The sequence below is a fragment of the Pseudomonas sp. GW821-FHT09D08 genome (assembly GCF_059416305.1).
Window position 1 is genome coordinate 19,201 of the sequence record NZ_JBWKOX010000009.1, and the last position, 16,030, is coordinate 35,230.

15 protein-coding genes are annotated in these 16,030 nt (G+C 63.1%); 13 read left to right on the top strand and 2 right to left on the bottom strand.

From position 1 onward, the window contains the following. Window positions 1-7: 7 nt before the first annotated feature. Both AC07OP_RS17005 and AC07OP_RS17010 read left to right on the top strand, forming a co-directional pair. Window positions 8-5,830 (top strand): Hpt domain-containing protein, encoded by a 5,823-nt coding sequence (locus tag AC07OP_RS17005; RefSeq protein ID WP_495102039.1) that lies wholly within the window; start codon window positions 8-10, stop codon window positions 5,828-5,830. Next, complete coding sequence (locus AC07OP_RS17010) at window positions 5,823-6,278, top strand: chemotaxis protein CheW (protein WP_495102038.1); 456 nt, start codon at window positions 5,823-5,825, stop codon at window positions 6,276-6,278. The genes AC07OP_RS17005 and AC07OP_RS17010 overlap by 8 nt, the downstream gene beginning before the upstream one ends. A gap of 54 nt (window positions 6,279-6,332) precedes the next feature. Here AC07OP_RS17010 and AC07OP_RS17015 read toward each other — a convergent pair whose 3' ends face one another. After that, a complete protein-coding gene (locus AC07OP_RS17015) occupies window positions 6,333-6,968 on the bottom strand; it encodes a LysE/ArgO family amino acid transporter (RefSeq protein ID WP_495102037.1) in 636 nt (211 codons plus the stop codon). A 244-nt stretch (window positions 6,969-7,212) separates the two neighbouring features. Here AC07OP_RS17015 and AC07OP_RS17020 point away from each other — a divergent pair, with 244 nt between their 5' ends. Continuing rightward, window positions 7,213-7,905, top strand: coding sequence for an NBR1-Ig-like domain-containing protein (locus tag AC07OP_RS17020; RefSeq protein WP_495102036.1), 693 nt, complete (start codon window positions 7,213-7,215; stop codon window positions 7,903-7,905). 20 nt (window positions 7,906-7,925) lie between these two features. On the opposite strand, the gene AC07OP_RS17025 is transcribed toward AC07OP_RS17020, so the two are convergent. Continuing rightward, window positions 7,926-8,213, bottom strand: a complete 288-nt coding sequence (locus AC07OP_RS17025; RefSeq protein ID WP_495102048.1) for a HigA family addiction module antitoxin — start codon at window positions 8,211-8,213, stop codon at window positions 7,926-7,928. A 268-nt stretch (window positions 8,214-8,481) separates the two neighbouring features. On the opposite strand from AC07OP_RS17025, the gene AC07OP_RS17030 reads away from it, so the two are divergent. The 10 genes from AC07OP_RS17030 to mdcH all read left to right on the top strand — a co-directional run bounded on the left by AC07OP_RS17030 (window position 8,482) and on the right by mdcH (window position 16,018). Further along, window positions 8,482-8,865 (top strand): polymorphic toxin type 44 domain-containing protein, encoded by a 384-nt coding sequence (locus tag AC07OP_RS17030; RefSeq protein WP_193603507.1) that lies wholly within the window; start codon window positions 8,482-8,484, stop codon window positions 8,863-8,865. Next, window positions 8,843-9,262 carry a hypothetical protein gene (locus AC07OP_RS17035; protein WP_115485588.1) on the top strand — a complete coding sequence of 140 codons (420 nt, stop codon included), beginning with the start codon at window positions 8,843-8,845 and terminating at the stop codon, window positions 9,260-9,262. Before AC07OP_RS17030 ends, AC07OP_RS17035 begins: the two co-directional genes overlap by 23 nt. A gap of 334 nt (window positions 9,263-9,596) precedes the next feature. Next, entirely contained in the window at window positions 9,597-9,851 is a 255-nt protein-coding gene (locus AC07OP_RS17040) for a DUF6124 family protein (RefSeq protein ID WP_092355663.1), read from the top strand. 275 nt (window positions 9,852-10,126) lie between these two features. Further along, window positions 10,127-11,797, top strand: a complete 1,671-nt coding sequence (gene mdcA, locus AC07OP_RS17045) for a malonate decarboxylase subunit alpha (protein ID WP_495102035.1) — start codon at window positions 10,127-10,129, stop codon at window positions 11,795-11,797. Beyond that, the gene (locus AC07OP_RS17050; RefSeq protein ID WP_495102034.1) at window positions 11,798-12,631 is read left to right on the top strand and encodes a triphosphoribosyl-dephospho-CoA synthase; all 834 of its coding nucleotides are present in this window, start codon (window positions 11,798-11,800) and stop codon (window positions 12,629-12,631) included. After that, window positions 12,631-12,930 carry a malonate decarboxylase subunit delta gene (locus AC07OP_RS17055; RefSeq protein ID WP_065923835.1) on the top strand — a complete coding sequence of 100 codons (300 nt, stop codon included), beginning with the start codon at window positions 12,631-12,633 and terminating at the stop codon, window positions 12,928-12,930. Before AC07OP_RS17050 ends, AC07OP_RS17055 begins: the two co-directional genes overlap by 1 nt. Further along, the gene (locus tag AC07OP_RS17060; protein WP_115485592.1) at window positions 12,923-13,765 is read left to right on the top strand and encodes a biotin-independent malonate decarboxylase subunit beta; all 843 of its coding nucleotides are present in this window, start codon (window positions 12,923-12,925) and stop codon (window positions 13,763-13,765) included. Before AC07OP_RS17055 ends, AC07OP_RS17060 begins: the two co-directional genes overlap by 8 nt. Next, window positions 13,762-14,532, top strand: coding sequence for a biotin-independent malonate decarboxylase subunit gamma (gene mdcE / locus AC07OP_RS17065; RefSeq protein WP_495102033.1), 771 nt, complete (start codon window positions 13,762-13,764; stop codon window positions 14,530-14,532). Before AC07OP_RS17060 ends, mdcE begins: the two co-directional genes overlap by 4 nt. Beyond that, window positions 14,526-15,122 (top strand): malonate decarboxylase holo-ACP synthase, encoded by a 597-nt coding sequence (locus tag AC07OP_RS17070; protein ID WP_495102032.1) that lies wholly within the window; start codon window positions 14,526-14,528, stop codon window positions 15,120-15,122. Before mdcE ends, AC07OP_RS17070 begins: the two co-directional genes overlap by 7 nt. After that, window positions 15,119-16,018: a malonate decarboxylase subunit epsilon gene (mdcH, locus tag AC07OP_RS17075; protein WP_495102031.1), complete on the top strand. Its 900-nt coding sequence runs from the start codon at window positions 15,119-15,121 to the stop codon at window positions 16,016-16,018. Before AC07OP_RS17070 ends, mdcH begins: the two co-directional genes overlap by 4 nt. Window positions 16,019-16,030 lie beyond the last annotated feature (12 nt).

Below are 16,030 nucleotides of genomic sequence, written 5' to 3' on the forward strand. Positions count from 1 at the left end.
AGCAGTTATGGTTGATCGGCACGACTACGTGGCCCTCGAATGGGTCAAGGGCGACATTGCCGAAACCCTGAAACAGGCCCGTTCGGCGCTGGATGCATTTGTCGAGACCCACGACGATGGCGTGATCAGCCAGTGCCTGGACGCTATCCACCAGGTGCATGGTGCGCTGCAAATGGTCGAGTTCTACGGCGCGGCGCTGCTGGCTGAAGAGATCGAGGAGCTGGCCCTGGCGCTCCAGGCCGGGCATGTCGGCCAGCGCGAGGAAAGTATCCGCCTGCTGCAACAGGCCCTGGGCCAACTGCCGTTGTACCTTGACCGGGTGCACAGCGCCCGCCGTGATTTACCGCTGGTGGTGCTGCCGCTGCTCAACGACCTGCGCAGCGCCCACGGCGAAAGCCTGCTGTCGGAAACCAGCTTGTTCAGCCCGCCGCTGCTGTCGATTGCGCCGCTTGCCGATGACACCCTGGCCCAACGCGCGCCGACCGACCTTCAGGCGCAACTGCGCCAGTGGCATCAACTGTTGCAGCAAGCCCTCGCCGGGCTGCTGCGTGAAGACCACGGGCCGAGCAACCTGGAAGACATGGCGCGGGTGTTTGCGCGCCTCGAGGCGCTGTGCCAGGGCGCGCCGCTGTTGCCGCTGTGGCAAGTGGCGTCGGCGCTGGTCGAGGGCATGCTCACCGGCGTGGTCGCCAACAGCCCGGCGCTGCGCAGCCTGCTCAAGGCCAGCGACAAGCAGCTCAAGCGCCTGCTGGCCCAGGGCATCGGCGGGATCAACCAGCCCGCACCGGATGAACTGCTCAAGAGCCTGTTGTTTTACGTTGCCAAAGTCACTCGACCGACCCCACGCATGCAGAGTCTGAAAGAGCGCTACAGCCTGGATGAGGCCTTGCCCGACAGCACGGTGGTGGACGCCGAACGCGCGCGCCTTGCCGGGCCGGATCGCAACGCCATGGGCTCGGTGCTCGGTGCGTTGTGTGAAGAGTTGGTGCGGGTCAAAGAGCGCCTCGACCTGTTCGTGCGCAGCGACCGCCAGCACACGAGCGACCTCGACGCGCTGCTGGCGCCCCTGCGACAGATTGCCGATACCCTCGCGGTGCTGGGGTTTGGCCAGCCGCGCAAAGTCATCATCGACCAGCTGGCGGTGGTATTGAGCCTGGCCCAGGGGCATCGCGAGCCCAACGATGCGGTGTTGATGGACGTCGCCGGCGCGCTGCTCTATGTGGAAGCCACGCTGGCGGGAATGGTCGGCACCGTCGAGCCGGAAGGCCAGGAAGAAAGCCGCCTGCCCACCACCGACCTGACCCAGATCCACCAGTTGGTCATCCGCGAATCCTGCCAGTGCCTGCAGCAAGCCAAGGAGCTGGTGATCGACTGTATTGAAGCCGATTGGGACCGCCAGCGCCTGGAATCCCTGCCGGAACTGCTGAGCCAGGTGCGCGGCGCGCTGGCGATGATCCCCTTGCCCCGCGCGGCCAGCCTGATGCGCGGTTGCACCGATTACGTCGACGAACAGTTGATGGTCAACGACAGCCCGCCGTCGGAGCTGCAACTGGGGCATTTCGCCGATGTGATCAGCAGCCTGGAGTACTACCTCGAACGCATGCTCCAGGACCCGGACGCCGCCGGTGAACGGGTGTTGGAAATGGCCACCCAAAGCCTGGCTGCGCTGGGCTACCTGCCCGCCGAAAAACCCTGGCGCCAGGCGCTGGCAGCACCCGATGGCGCGCTGTCGAGCGAGGTTGCGCCCAGCCAGTCGCAGTTCGACGCACTGGCCAACCCCACGTCGCGCCTCAATCCGCCGGCCTTGCAACGCCCCGGTAGCCTGCTGCCGCCGCCGGCCGATGAAGCGCCCATCGACGATGAATTGCGCGATGTCTTCCTCGAAGAAACCGAGGAAGTCCTTGAGGTGCTGCACCGTCACCTGCCCAACAGCGCGGACAAAACCGCCCAGGGCGAAATGCGCCGTGCTTTCCACACCCTGAAAGGCAGCGGCCGCATGGTACGCGCCCTGGTGCTGGCGGAGCTGGCCTGGGCCGTGGAAAACCTGCTGAACCGTGTGCTCGAGCGCAGCGTGGCCCTAGGCCCCGAGATCCAACAGGTGCTGGATGACGCCGTGGCCCTGCTGCCGGCATTGATCGCCGACTTCGCGACGGGCGAGCAACACCAGCGCGATGAGGTCGACGCCCTGGCCGCTCGCGCCCACGCCTGGGCCAACGGCGCCGCAGGGTCAGGCGCCGAACCCCACGATCCGATGTTGCTGGAGATCTTCCGCAACGAAGCCCAGAGCCATCTGGACAGCCTCAACCACTTCCTGCAACAGGCCGCCGAGCATGTGCCGCTGCAAGTCAGCGATGAACTGCAACGCGCCCTGCACACCCTCAAGGGCAGCGCCTACATGGCCGGCGTGTTGCCGATCGCCGAGTTGGTGCGCCCACTGGATCACCTGACCCGCGAATACAAGGCCCATCGCCTGCCGCTGGACCTGGACGAAGTCGAGTTGCTGCTGGAAGCCGAAGGCCTGTTCCAGCGTGGGTTGCGTCAACTGGACCGCGATCCCCTGGTGCCGATCAAGGGCGCGGATGACTTGATCCGCCGGACCCAGGCCCTGCTCGACCATCAACTGGCCGCGCTGCTCGACGCCCCCAACACGGGGTTGCGGATCAAGCGCGACCCGCAACTGATCGCCAACTTCCTGGCCCAGGGCATGGACATTCTGCTCGACGCCGAAAGCCTGCTGCGCCGCTGGCAGCAGCACCCCGGCGAACGCCAGGAACTCACCGCGCTGCTGGATGAATTGACTACGTTGGGGGAGGGCGCGCATGTTGCTGACCTGCACGCCATCGATGAACTCTGCGAAGCCTTGCTCGACCTCTACGGCGCCGTGGAAGAAAGCAGCCTGGCGGTCAGCGAGCGGTTTTTCCATGAGGCCGAACAGGCCCATGAGGCGCTGATCAGCATGCTCGATCAATTGGCCGCCGGCCAGGAAATCATCCCGGCTCCGGCACGTGTACACGCCCTGCGCGAACTGCTGGACGATGCACTGGACCCTTCTGCCACCGGCCTGATCAAAAGCGACGGCAGCCGCGCCCTGAGCATCTCCGAACTGGGCGCCGCCACCGCGCAACTGCAGGATGAAACGTGGATCGACGATGAACTCGTGGAGATCTTCCTCGAAGAAGCCGTGGATATCCTCGACAGTGCGGGGCAGTCCCTGAAACGCTGGCTGCTGGAGCCGGACAGTGCCGCGCCGTTGTCGTCCCTGCAGCGCGACCTGCACACCCTCAAGGGCGGCGCGCGCATGGCCGACATCGGACCGGTGGCCGACCTGGCCCATGAATTGGAGTGCCTGTACGAAGGCCTGGTGGATCGGCGCTACAGCTACTCCAGCGAGCTGTCGCAGGTGCTGATGGCCAGCCATGAGCGACTGGCCCTGCAACTGGAGGAACTGCAGCACCATCAACCCTTGAGCGACAGCGCCGAACTGGTCGCCCGGTTGCGCGCGCTACGCCAGGGCGGCATGCCGGCTGCACAGGCCGCTCCACCTGCGGAAACGCCGGGCACCGACCCCGAGTTGCTGGACATCTTCCTCGAAGAAGCCGCCGACATTCTCGACAGCTCCGGCAGCGCCTTGCTGCGCTGGCAGGCCGAGCCTAACAATCGCCAGGAAGTCGAAACCCTGCTGCGCGACCTGCACACCCTCAAGGGCGGCGCGCGCATGGTCGAGATCGGGCCGATCGGTGACCTGGCCCATGAGCTGGAATTTCTCTACGAAGGGCTGTCCGCCGGTTTGCTCGCGCCGTCCGCCGAACTGTTCGCGTTGCTGCAGGGCTGCCACGACCGCCTGGCGCAGATGATCGACGCCGTGGCGGATGGGCTGCCGGTGGGTTCGGTGGACAAGCTCATCGAACGTATCAAGAGCCTGGTGCACCCCAGCGATGAGCCCGTGACGCCCGTGGCGCTGCCCGCAGGCAAGGCCGAAGCGGTGGTTGATCCCGGCGCCGACATGGTGAAGATTTCCGCTGAACTGCTGGACGACCTGGTCAACCTGGCCGGCGAGACCTCGATCTTCCGTGGCCGTATCGAGCAGCAAGTCAACGACGCACGCATTGCCCTGCATGAGGTGGAAACCACTATCGAACGCATGCGCGACCAACTGCGCCGCCTCGACACTGAAACCCAGGGGCGCATCCTCAGTCGTCAACAGGCCGAGGCCGAGCGCCTGGGCTATGAAGAATTCGACCCGCTGGAAATGGACCGTCATTCGCAGTTGCAGCAACTGTCCCGGGCGCTGTCGGAATCGGCCTCCGACCTGCTCGACCTCAAGGACACCCTCGACCGCCGCAACGAGGACGCCCATGGCCTGTTGCAGCAACAGGCGCGCATCAACACCGAGTTGCAGGAAGGCCTGATGCGCACGCGCATGGTGCCCTTCGAGCGCATGCTGCCGCGCCTCAAGCGCATCGTGCGCCAGGTCGCGGGCGAGTTGGGCAAGGACGTGGAATTCATCGTCGGCAATGCCGAGGGCGAGATGGACCGCAATGTGCTGGAGCGCATGGCGGCACCGCTGGAACACATGCTGCGCAACGCCGTCGACCATGGCCTGGAGTCCCGCGATGCGCGGCTGCTGGCCGGCAAGCCGGAGAAGGGCCGCATCACCCTGGACCTGACCCACGAAGGCGGCGATATCGTTTTCGACATGCGCGACGACGGCGCCGGCGTGCCTCTGGACGCGGTGCGGCGCAAGGCGATCAAGCGCGGTTTGCTCGCCCCTCATCAAGAGATGAGCGACCGTGATGTGTTGCAGTTCATCCTGCAGCCGGGGTTCTCCACGGCGGAAAAGATCACGCAGATTTCCGGGCGTGGCGTGGGCATGGACGTGGTGCACGAAGAAGTGCGCCAGCTCGGCGGCTCGATGTTCATTGACTCGACACCGGGGGAGGGCGTGCACTTTCGCATCCGCCTGCCGTTTACCGTGTCGGTCAACCGAGCGTTGATGGTGCACTGCGCGGACGATCAATACGCGATCCCGCTCAACACCATCGAAGGTCTGGTGCGGGTGCTGCCCCATGAGCTGGCGGGGCACTACCAGCAGGATCCGCCGTGTTATGAATATGCCGGCCAACGCTACGAGCTGTTTTACCTGGGTGACCTGCTGCACACCGTCGGTCGCCCGAAATTACTGGGCCAGTATCAACCCGTGCCGGTGTTGCTGGTGCAGTGCAACGAGCGCCGTGTGGCGGTGCATGTGGACGCCATGGCCGGCACCCGGGAGATTGTAGTCAAGGGCCTGGGCCCGCAGTTTTCCGGGGTGCAGGGGTTATCCGGCGCGACCATCCTGGGGGATGGGCGCGTGGTGTTGATCATCGACCTGCTCGCGCACATCCGCGCCCGGCAACCGGCCTTGCCGGCCCAGGCGGTGGATGCTCCGCTGATCCTCAACGACCCGCTGAAAAAACGCCCGCTGCTGGTGCTGGTGGTGGACGACTCGGTCACCGTGCGCAAAGTCACCAGCCGCCTGTTGGAGCGCAACGGCATGAACGTACTCACCGCCAAGGACGGCATCGACGCCCTCGCCGTGCTCGAGGAACATACCCCCGACCTGATGCTGCTCGACATCGAAATGCCGCGCATGGACGGCTTCGAAGTGGCCATCCAGGTGCGCAACGACCCCCGGCTGATGCGCCTGCCGATCATCATGATCACCTCCCGCACCGGCCAGAAACACCGCGACCGCGCCATGGCCATCGGCGTCAACGACTACCTGGGCAAGCCGTACCAGGAATCGGTGCTGCTCGAAAGCATCGCCTACTGGAGCAAATCCCGTGCTTGACCACCGTACCAGCCAACTCACCGGCCTGCTCCTGCCCCTGGCCGACCGCCACCTGATACTGCCCAACGTCGCCATCGCCGAGTTGATCGACTTCCAGCGCGGCGAACCGGCCAGCGATGCACCGCCGTGGTATTTGCGGCAAGTGACGTGGCGGGATCGACAAATCCCGTTAATCAGCTTTGAAGCGGCATGCGGCGAGGCCAGCGTGACCGGCGAACGCTCGCGGATCGTGGTGTTGAATGCACTGGGCGGGCGCCCGACGTTGAAGTTTATTGCACTGGTGATCCAGGGGATTCCACGCTCGTACAAGCTCGATAGCGAATTGAGCTACGTGGACGTGTCGCTGTGCCCGCTGGAACTGGCGGCGGTGCAGGTGGGGGAACATGTGGCTAAGGTGCCGGATTTGATGGGGTTGGAGGCGCTGCTGGTGGAGTCCGGGTTGGCCTGAGCTGCGCCTTCTCCATAGAAGTGAAAGGCCCCTGTGGTGAGGGCGCTTTCCCGTTCAGAGACGCTGCAGCAGATGAAAATCAGCAATCAGCATACCCGCCAGGTACACCATCAAAACCACCACGCCCGCGTCCAACAAACGCCAGACCTTTGCCGAACGAAATAGCCCCGTCAACCTTTGGCATCCCAACGCCAAAACCACAAACCACACCAGCGACGCGGTCATTGCTCCGCCGGCAAAGAACGCTTGTTGGCTGACGGGCTTTGCCGCACCAATAGAGCCAATTAGCACCACGGTATCCAGCCAAGCATACGGATTGGCAAATCCAAGTATCACCGCCGTGCGCAGCAATCCCCGTTGTGAGGAGAGGTTGCTTCGAGTGTCTGGCATCGACTGGTTACGCACACAAGCCAATAACCGCTGCCCGCCAAACCACAACAGATAAGCCGCTCCCGACAGCAGCAGGAACGCCACCAGACCCGGCTTGCTGCCGAGCAACGAGCCCAAGCCCATGACCCCAAGAGCGATGAGGATGATATCGGCGAACACGCATACCGCCACCACACCCCAGACAGGACTGCGACTGACACCCTGGCGAATAACCAGGGTGTCCTTCGGTCCAGGAGCGGCGAACAGTCCGATGCCCAGTAGAAGACCTTCGAGATAAAAGGCGTTGAGGTCTGGAGTCATGAAGTGCTCGACCGCTTGGGTATCAGTTCAGATGTAAAGGAATGCAACAAACACTAAGTTCGCAAGCATGCGAGAAACTACGACACTGGATATGACCGGCTAAAAGGGTGCCATCCATGTCCTTCACAACATCGCCAGCAGGTGGCGAGTGTGCATGGTTCAAGACACGTGGCGGCGGACAGATTGTCTTTTTTGGCGGACAAAGAAATGACGTTCACCTAAAAATGGGAACCGCAAACTTCGTATGAATATAAGAACGCGAGATACCCTCAGGTCACTGGTTGCACGGCGCAGCCGCGAGCTGGGCAAGCCCCTGACTGCGCTGGCCAAGGAGGCGGGAATTTCCAGAACCTACCTGTACGGTCTAGCGGCTGGGGCCTCCAGGGACCCGTCGGTGCGTACGCTGATCAAGCTGGCAAAGGCATTGCAGGTTTCTCCCTTGCTACTGTTTCGCTACTTCGCTGACCTGACAGGCGCGCCCGATTATGCGTGCTCAATGGCTACCACCAATCGGGCTGCAGGTATTGATGATCCGGAGGACGTTGCGGTGTTCAATGCCGATGTCACGACGCCTGATCAAGCCGTCGTGTTGCCGGGGGAAGTCTTTCAGAAAACCTGGGAGATTCAGAACCTGGGCACACGACCCTGGCGCGGGCGACGACTGGTGCGTGTTGATAGGGAATATGTGATTGCCCGCCGCACCGATCCACAGGGTCAGTTGGAGGTTGTGATGGATATTCATCTGCGTAGCCTGCACAGCGAGCTCCCTATTGCCGATACGCTGCCGGGCCAGCCGGTGCATATCAGTGTGGAGTTTGCAGCACCCAAGGAGACCTGCACGGTGGCTTCAGTCTGGAGAATCGAGGATGAGCAGGGGAAACCTTGTTACGGCCCTGCGTTCATTTTGCATGTAGTGGTTAACGTCATGGCGCGTTGAGCGTCCGGTAGGCTTTTTCCTTAGTCAATCCGCGCAAACCGCTCAATCACCGGCTGCTCCCGATGCTCGGCCTGCCACAAGTCGTGGGCACTTTGCATCGACAACCATAACTGCGCAGTACTTACGCCGGCTCGCTCCAACCGGACGGCAAGGTCTGGGCTGACGGGGGCGTGGCCATGCAAGATCCTTGAAAAAGTCTCGCGGGCGAAGCCAAGGCGTCTGGCCATTTCGGTGATGGTAATACCGAGGGCCGGGACTACATCCTCAAGCAGAATTTCGCCTGGGTGAGGTGGGTTGTGCATACGCAGATTGGGTTTAGAGTTCGGATTCACGATGGTCGCCCGTGGTGGATTTGGACGAAAAAGGCTAGAGAGGCAGGTTCCGAGCAACAACCTGAAAGACCTGTCGGAACATTCTGTCGTGCCTGTCGGTAACTCGTGGATGCTACAAGCTGTGTTCGTACATCAGGCTTTGATCGAATGGCTGTATGAAATTTCTGTAAGTGCTGATTCGGTGCTTTTGCTGATTTTTGAGTGCTAGCTTTTGATACTCAACTCCATCAGCAAGGATTCGCATATGGCTGTCCCTCCAATGCCCCCAGGCGTTTCGCTGCAAGACAATATCGCCCTGGCCAACAACCGTAGGATGCATTTGAAGCCTGGTTCGGCGTTCACCTATTCATGGTTTTACTCACAGGTCAGGGGGCGTGGTCCTTGGGATTACAAACAGAAAAGTCGCGAGTACGAGGCGTTCGGCAACTTTAACTATGGGGTTACCGGAACGGTGTTGGGTATCTCCGAAGGTGTGTTGCTTAGAGCGGCGGGTGCTGCGCAAAAAGCGGCGGGGACATCTCGGCCGGAGTTTGGGGACTGGTGGGGTGATGCGCCCTATGGCGATGACCATAGCGACCAGTACTGGATCAAGGAGGGTATCGAGTATGCCAGAGCTCAAGGGTATTAAGTGGCCGATCCAGGTCTTGCTCAACGGGCTGCTGGTGGTGTGTCTCGGGTACTTGGGCGTTGGTTGGTTGATGAGTCCCGGTACACCAGAGTTGGATGAGGTAGTACTCAAGCATTCCTTGAGTAACGGCAACTCTATTTATGGCGTGCGGGATAGTCAGGGTGGTGCGACGGTGGGTTTTTCCTACAGGTACTACGTCCATAAGGATCTGGGCAATGATCACGAAATACTCACGTCATTGGTGTCGGCACATCCATTTCTAAAAACCAAGGAGCCTGATGTCCAAGTGACCCAGGTGGATGGAGTCATCCATCTCATTGTTCGTGGGGAGGTTTATGAGTACCGCAGCTACCCGCTTGAAGCTTTGGGGGGCGTGAGCATCGACATGAGGCTGTAGGTCTGCGCCTGCTGGCTTCGGATTTTTCCTGCAAGATTTTGGGTTGTGCATGAACTTGTCGCGTGCAGTCAGCGCGCCTAGTCTTCGTCCCGTCATCGCAAAAAACGGTGACACGGACGTGCAAGTCCGACGAAACTGTTTAGGCGTACAAACGCCCTGCCAACCAACGGGCGTTTTTTGTGCTCGCTGCTTTATGGCGGCTGCGCGCAGGAGGTCTTCGGACCTGCTGGGTGTCCTAAACAGGCCCGGTCTTGCACACCTGCGCACGGTCGCCACCCTCATTCGCGTGCAAGCGAACGGTGGCGCTCCTTACTGACTGTTTAGGAGTTTCATCATGATCAAACCTACCCCTAATCTGCCTCTCTTCGCCGTAAACCCCCACCAAACCACCGAAACGCTGCTGGTCAACGCCAGCGAAACCCTGTCCTCCCTCAACGCACTCACCTGCAACCTGGCCTTCGACCTGGACACTTCCCAGCGCGCCATCATGCTCGGGATCCAGCAAATGGCCGAGTTGGGGCAGTTGTTGGTGGATCGGGCGCTGGAGCAGGTCAGCCCTTCGCTGGAAAAGGTCCCAAACAGGGACTGATCAGCCCCTGTTTGGGACCGCTATCTAACAGGCATCACTGAACAAATGTGGGAGGGGGCTTGCCCCCGATGGCTGAGTGTCAGTTGATACATCACTTAGCTGACCCTCCGCTATCGGGGGCAAGCCCCTCCCACATTTAGATCATCTTTTGGCTCGGATCAGTGTTTGCTGATTCTCCATTACTCCAACCGTAACGATCCACCGCTAAGCTTGATTGATGGCCCCCCGAATCACTCCTAAGGTACAGCCCACGACAGCAAACCCGTGGAGCGACCATGACAACAACAATAAACCCCGACTCGCGCTGGACGCGGCGGCGCGACGAGAAACAGCGGCGGCTCGGGCGGGTTTTGCAGTATGCAGACGGGGCGGTTTTGCCCAGCGACAGGATCGTCGAGGCGCTTGAGGCGCTGATCCTCCCCGGCGACCGCGTGGTGCTGGAAGGCAACAACCAGAAGCAGGCCGACTTCCTCTCGCGCTCCCTGGCCAAGGCTGACCCGGCCAAGCTCCACGATTTGCACATGATCATGCCCAGCGTCGGGCGGTCCGAGCACCTGGACCTGTTTGAAAAGGGCATCGCGCGCAAGCTGGACTTTTCCTTCGCCGGCACCCAATCCCTGCGCATCAGCCAATTGCTCGAAGACGGCCTGCTGGAAATCGGTGCGATCCACACTTACATCGAACTCTATGCGCGGCTGGTGGTGGACCTGATCCCCAACGTCGTACTGTCCGCCGGTTTCATGGCTGACCGTGCCGGCAATATCTACACCGGCGCCAGCACCGAAGACACCCCGGCGCTGATCGAACCCGCCGCGTTCAGCGATGGCATTGTGATCGTGCAGGTCAACCAGTTGGTGGATGACGTCAGCGACTTGCCCCGCGTCGACATCCCGGCCAGTTGGGTGGATTTCGTGGTGGTGGCCGACAAGCCGTTCTACATCGAGCCGCTGTTCACCCGCGACCCGCGCCATATCAAGCCGGTGCATGTGCTGATGGCGATGATGGCGATCCGCGGCATCTACGAAAAACACAATGTTCAGTCCCTCAACCATGGGATCGGCTTCAACACCGCCGCCATTGAATTGATCCTGCCCACCTACGGTGAATCCCTGGGCCTGAAGGGCAAGATCTGCCGTAACTGGACCCTCAACCCGCACCCCACGCTGATCCCTGCCATCGAAAGCGGCTGGGTAGAAAGCGTGCACTGCTTCGGCACCGAACTGGGCATGGAGAACTACATCGCCGCGCGCCCGGATGTGTTTTTCACCGGCCGCGACGGTTCGATGCGTTCCAACCGAATGTTCTGCCAGCTGGCCGGCCAATACGCGGTGGACCTGTTTATCGGTGCGACCCTGCAAGTCGACGGCGACGGTCATTCCAGCACCGTGACCCGTGGCCGCCTCGCCGGTTTCGGTGGGGCGCCGAACATGGGCCACGACCCGCGCGGTCGTCGTCACGGCACGCCGGCATGGCTGGACATGCGCCACGGCGACGCGCCGGAAGCGCTGCTGGAGCGCGGCAAAAAGCTCGTGGTGCAGATGGTCGAGACCTTCCAGGAAGGCGGCAAGCCCACCTTCGTCGACACCCTCGACGCCGTGGAAGTGGCGCGCAAAAGCGGCATGCCCCTGGCGCCGATCATGATCTACGGTGACGACGTCACCCACCTGCTCACCGAAGAAGGCATCGCCTACCTGTACAAGGCGCGGTCCCAGGAAGAGCGCCAGGCGATGATCGCCGCCGTCGCCGGGGTGACCGCCATCGGCATGCGCCACAACCCCAAGGACACCGCGCGCATGCGCCGCGAGGGCCTGATCGCCTTGCCCGAAGATTTGGGCATCCGCCGTACCGACGCCACCCGCGAGTTGTTGGCCGCCAAGAGCGTGGCCGACCTGGTGGAGTGGTCCGGTGGCCTGTACAACCCGCCCGCCAAATTCAGGAGCTGGTAAATGCGCGCCCTTAAACTGCACGAACTTAGCCTCGCGGATCGCCTGGCGGATATGGCCGTCGATGCGCTGATCGATGAAGCCGACCTGTCACCCAAGCCCGCCCTGGTGGACCGCCGCGGCAACGGCGCCCACAGCGATTTGCACTTGGGGCTGATGCACGCTTCGGCGCTGTCGCTGTGGCCGATGTTCAAGGCAATGGCCGAGGCGGCGCTTGAATTCGGCGAGGTCGGCTTGCCCCTGCGCGAAGCCCTCGGCCGTATCGGGCGCGAAGGTGAACAAGCGATGCTCGCCACCACCCACGGCGTGAACACCCATCGCGGTGCGATCTGGGCCCTTGGCCTACTGACCGCAGCGGCCGCGCTGGACCCCCGCGCCATACCGCTGAATGCCGCCAGACTGGCCCTGCTCAACGACCGTTACGCGCCGCAAACCCCGAGCCACGGCGCCCAGGTCGCCCAGCGTTATGGCGCACGCGGTGCCCGTGAAGAAGCGCAACTGGGCTTCCCCGCCGTGACCCAACGTGGTCTGCCGCAACTGCACAAAAGCCGCCAGCAAAATGCTGGTGAACAGAACGCGCGCCTGGACGCCTTGCTCGCGATCATGACCGAGCTGGCCGACACCTGCGTGCTCTATCGCGCCGGCGTGGAAGGCCTGCATGCCATGCAGCGCGGCGCCCAGGCCGTGCTGGACGCCGGCGGCAGCGCAAGCCTCGCCGGGCGCCGCCAATTGCATGAACTGGACCACCAACTGCTGGCCCTGAATGCCTCCCCCGGCGGCGCCGCCGACCTGTTGGCCGCCTGCCTGTTTATCGACCGCCTCGACGGAGCGTTGTGATGGAAACCTTATCCTTTGAATTCCCCGCCGGGCAGCCGCCAACAGGCCGTGCGCTGGTGGGTTGCGTCGGCTCGGGCGACCTGGAAGTGCTGCTGGAACCGGGCACGGCCGGCACGTTGACCATCCAGGTACAGACCTCGGTAAATGGCGCCGAACAACGCTGGCAGCACCTGTTCGAGCGGATCTTCCAGGAGCAGACGCCCCCGGCCCTGAACATTGATATTCACGATTTCGGCGCCACCCCCGGCGTGGTGCGCCTGCGCCTGGAGCAGGGTTTCGAGGAGATCGGCCATGACTGACTTGCTGGCTAAACACAGCTTCGTGGAACTGGGGGCGCGGCAGCGGGCCAAGGCCTTGTTGGATGCCGGCACCTTTCGCGAACTGATCGACCCGTTCCAGAGGGTCATGTCGCCCTGGCTCAGCCGCCAAGGTGTTGTGCCCCAGGCCGATGACGGCGTGGTGATCGCCAAGGGCAGCCTCGGCGACTTGCCCGTAGTGATTGCGGCCATTGAAGGCAACTTCCAGGGCGGCAGCCTCGGTGAAGTGGGCGGCGCAAAAATCGCCGGCGCCCTGGAGCTGGCAGCCGAAGACAACCGCAAGGGCATCCCGACCCGCGCCGTGCTGCTGCTGGAAACCGGCGGCGTGCGCTTGCAGGAAGCCAACCTCGGCCTGGCCGCGATTGCCGATATACACGCGGCGATTGTCGACCTGCGCCAGTACCAGCCGGTGATCGGCGTAGTGGCGGGCAGCGTTGGCTGTTTCGGCGGCATGTCCATCGCGGCCGGGCTGTGCAGCTACCTCGTCGTCACCCGCGAAGCGCGCCTGGGGCTGAATGGTCCGCAGGTGATCGAACAGGAAGCCGGGCTGGAAGAGTACGACTCCCGCGACCGTCCTTTTATCTGGAGCCTCACGGGCGGCGAACAGCGTTTTAACAGTGGCCTGGCCGACCGTTACGTGGCCGATGATGTGGCGCAGATCCAGCAGACGGTCAGCGCGTTGCTGCAGCAAGGCGTGCCCGCACAACAGCGCAGTCGCCAGGCTGATTATTACCTCGCACGCTTGGCCGAGTTGGACGCCGTAGCGCAAATCGACCCGGCGACGGTGCGCGAGCTGTATCAGGGAGAACGCTCATGAGAGGTTTGCTGTGGTTCAACGCATTGAGCGCCGGCGCTCCAGTTGTAGACGATTTACCGGCGTCGCTGAGGGTGGCCGACGGTGTATTGGGTGAGCAAAAGGTGCGCTTTGTCGCCGTAGTGACTGACGCGCAAAACCGCTTCCCTCGGGCGCGCAATGGCGAAGTCGGTTTGTTGGAGGGCTGGGGTTTGGCCAAGGCCGTCGATGAAGCCATCGCCCGAGGTGACAAGCGCCCGATCATCGCCATCGTCGATGTGCCCAGCCAGGCCTACGGCCGTCGTGAAGAAGCCCTCGGCATCCATCAGGCCCTGGCCGCTGCCGTCGACAGCTATGCTCGCGCTCGCCTCGCCGGCCATCCGGTGATTGCGCTGCTGGTGGGCAAGGCCATGTCCGGTGCGTTCCTCGCCCATGGCTATCAAGCCAACCGCCTGATTGCCCTGCGCGATCCCGGCGTGATGGTGCATGCCATGGGCAAGGCCTCGGCTGCGCGGGTGACCCTGCGTAGCGTCGAAGAGTTGGAAGCCCTGGCCGCCAGTGTGCCGCCCATGGCCTATGACATCGACAGCTATGCCAGCCTTGGCTTGCTGTGGGAGACCTTGTCGGTCAGCCAGATTGAACAGCCCACGGCGGACGATATAGCGCGGGTCAGCGATTGCCTGGTGAATGCGATCAAGGACATCGGCAGCGCCGATCTGCGCGGACGCCTCGGCGCGACTAATCGCGCAGCCTCAAGCCACGTTCGCCAACTGCTGCGGGAACAATGGTGAACGCCCACGACTTGCTCTGGGGCATGACCCCGGCGCATGCGCCCGCCGATGCCCCGGCCTGGGTGCTCGAAGCGCTCGGCGCCGGCCATCCCGTGGTGGTGCGCCGCGCCATTGCCGCGTCGGGGCATGTGGCGGTCGGCGTGCGCGGGCGTTTGCGTGAGCAGCGGTTCGCCGCCGAGATGCCGTTGGCGGCGGTGCAGCGGCGTGTTGCACCGGAAGCCCTGCGCGACGTGGTTTCGTCAAGGGATTTACCCGCGCTGCAAGCGCTTGCTCAATTGCGTTCGGTGCTGGTGCACGAGACATGGGGCGTCAGCGGTAGCGCAGGCTTTGAATTGGCCACCGGCCTCGAAGCGCTGCATGCCCAGAGTGATCTGGATTTGATCCTGCGCACGCCCAAGCGCCTTGAACGCGCCGATGCCGAGGACCTGTTGGCGAGCCTGGACACGGCGGTGTGCCCTGTGGACCTGCAACTGCAAACCCCGTTCGGCGCCGTGGCCTTGCGCGAATGGGCCGGTGGATCACGTCGCGTGCTGTTGAAAACCATCAGCGGCGCGCACCTGGTCGACGATCCCTGGCAGGCCGTGGCATGAGTAGCCTCCTGGTGTTTCCGGGGCAGGGTGCCCAGCGACCAGGCATGCTCCAGTCGCTGCCCGAACCTGTGCTGGAAGAAGCCAGCGATGCCCTGGGTGAAGACGTGCGCCGGCTCGACTCAGCCCAGGCCCTTGAGTCGACCCGCGCCGTGCAACTGTGCCTGTTGATCGCCGGCGTCGCCCACGCCCGCCTGTTGGAGCGCACCCCGGATTACGTGGCGGGCCTGTCCATCGGCGCCTACCCGGCGGCGGTCATCGCCGGGGCCCTGGATTTTGCCGATGCGGTAAAGCTGGTCAGCCTGCGCGGCCAACTGATGCAAAACGCTTATCCACACGGCTACGGCATGACCGCGATCATCGGCGTGGAGTTATCCACCGTCGAAACACTCCTCGCCGACATCCACAGCCCCGAAACCCCGGTGTACCTGGCCAATATCAACGCCGATAACCAGGCTGTGATCGCCGGCAGCGACGAGGCCATGAAGCGTGTCGCCGCGCGTATCAAGGGCAACGGCATCGCCAAGCGCCTGGCCGTCAGTGTGCCGTCCCATTGCGCGCTGCTGGCGCAACCGGCCGAGGTCCTGGCCCAGGCATTTGTCCCGCTCAAGGCGCCGCGCATCACCTACCTGAGCAGCACCCGCGCGCGGCCGATCCACAACCCCGAACACCTGCGCGACGACCTGGCCTTCAACATGTGCCGCGTCGTTGACTGGCGCGGCACCGTACAAAGCGCCTACGAGCGCGGTGTGCGCCTGCAAATCGAACTGCCCCCGGGCGCCGTGCTCACCGGCCTGTCACGCCGCGTGTTCGAACAAGGCACGGTGATCGCCTGCGAAGGCGCACGCCTGGATACCTTGCAGGCCCTGCTGGAAGAGGAGGAGCGCCACCACCGATAAAGCACCACCCAA

Excerpts from the sequence above, each read along its gene's own strand:
- AC07OP_RS17050 (WP_495102034.1), top strand. The coding sequence starts at position 11,798 with ATGCGCGCCCTTAAACTGCACGAACTTAGCCTCGCGGATCGCCTGGCG.
- AC07OP_RS17005 (WP_495102039.1), top strand. The coding sequence starts at position 8 with ATGGTTGATCGGCACGACTACGTGGCCCTCGAATGGGTCAAGGGCGAC.
- mdcE (WP_495102033.1), top strand. The coding sequence starts at position 13,762 with ATGAGAGGTTTGCTGTGGTTCAACGCATTGAGCGCCGGCGCTCCAGTT.
- mdcH (WP_495102031.1), top strand. The coding sequence starts at position 15,119 with ATGAGTAGCCTCCTGGTGTTTCCGGGGCAGGGTGCCCAGCGACCAGGC.
- AC07OP_RS17070 (WP_495102032.1), top strand. The coding sequence starts at position 14,526 with ATGGTGAACGCCCACGACTTGCTCTGGGGCATGACCCCGGCGCATGCG.
- AC07OP_RS17055 (WP_065923835.1), top strand. The coding sequence starts at position 12,631 with ATGGAAACCTTATCCTTTGAATTCCCCGCCGGGCAGCCGCCAACAGGC.
- AC07OP_RS17060 (WP_115485592.1), top strand. The coding sequence starts at position 12,923 with ATGACTGACTTGCTGGCTAAACACAGCTTCGTGGAACTGGGGGCGCGG.
- AC07OP_RS17015 (WP_495102037.1), bottom strand. The coding sequence starts at position 6,968 with ATGACTCCAGACCTCAACGCCTTTTATCTCGAAGGTCTTCTACTGGGC.
- AC07OP_RS17030 (WP_193603507.1), top strand. The coding sequence starts at position 8,482 with ATGGCTGTCCCTCCAATGCCCCCAGGCGTTTCGCTGCAAGACAATATC.
- AC07OP_RS17040 (WP_092355663.1), top strand. The coding sequence starts at position 9,597 with ATGATCAAACCTACCCCTAATCTGCCTCTCTTCGCCGTAAACCCCCAC.
- AC07OP_RS17020 (WP_495102036.1), top strand. The coding sequence starts at position 7,213 with ATGAATATAAGAACGCGAGATACCCTCAGGTCACTGGTTGCACGGCGC.
- mdcA (WP_495102035.1), top strand. The coding sequence starts at position 10,127 with ATGACAACAACAATAAACCCCGACTCGCGCTGGACGCGGCGGCGCGAC.
- AC07OP_RS17035 (WP_115485588.1), top strand. The coding sequence starts at position 8,843 with ATGCCAGAGCTCAAGGGTATTAAGTGGCCGATCCAGGTCTTGCTCAAC.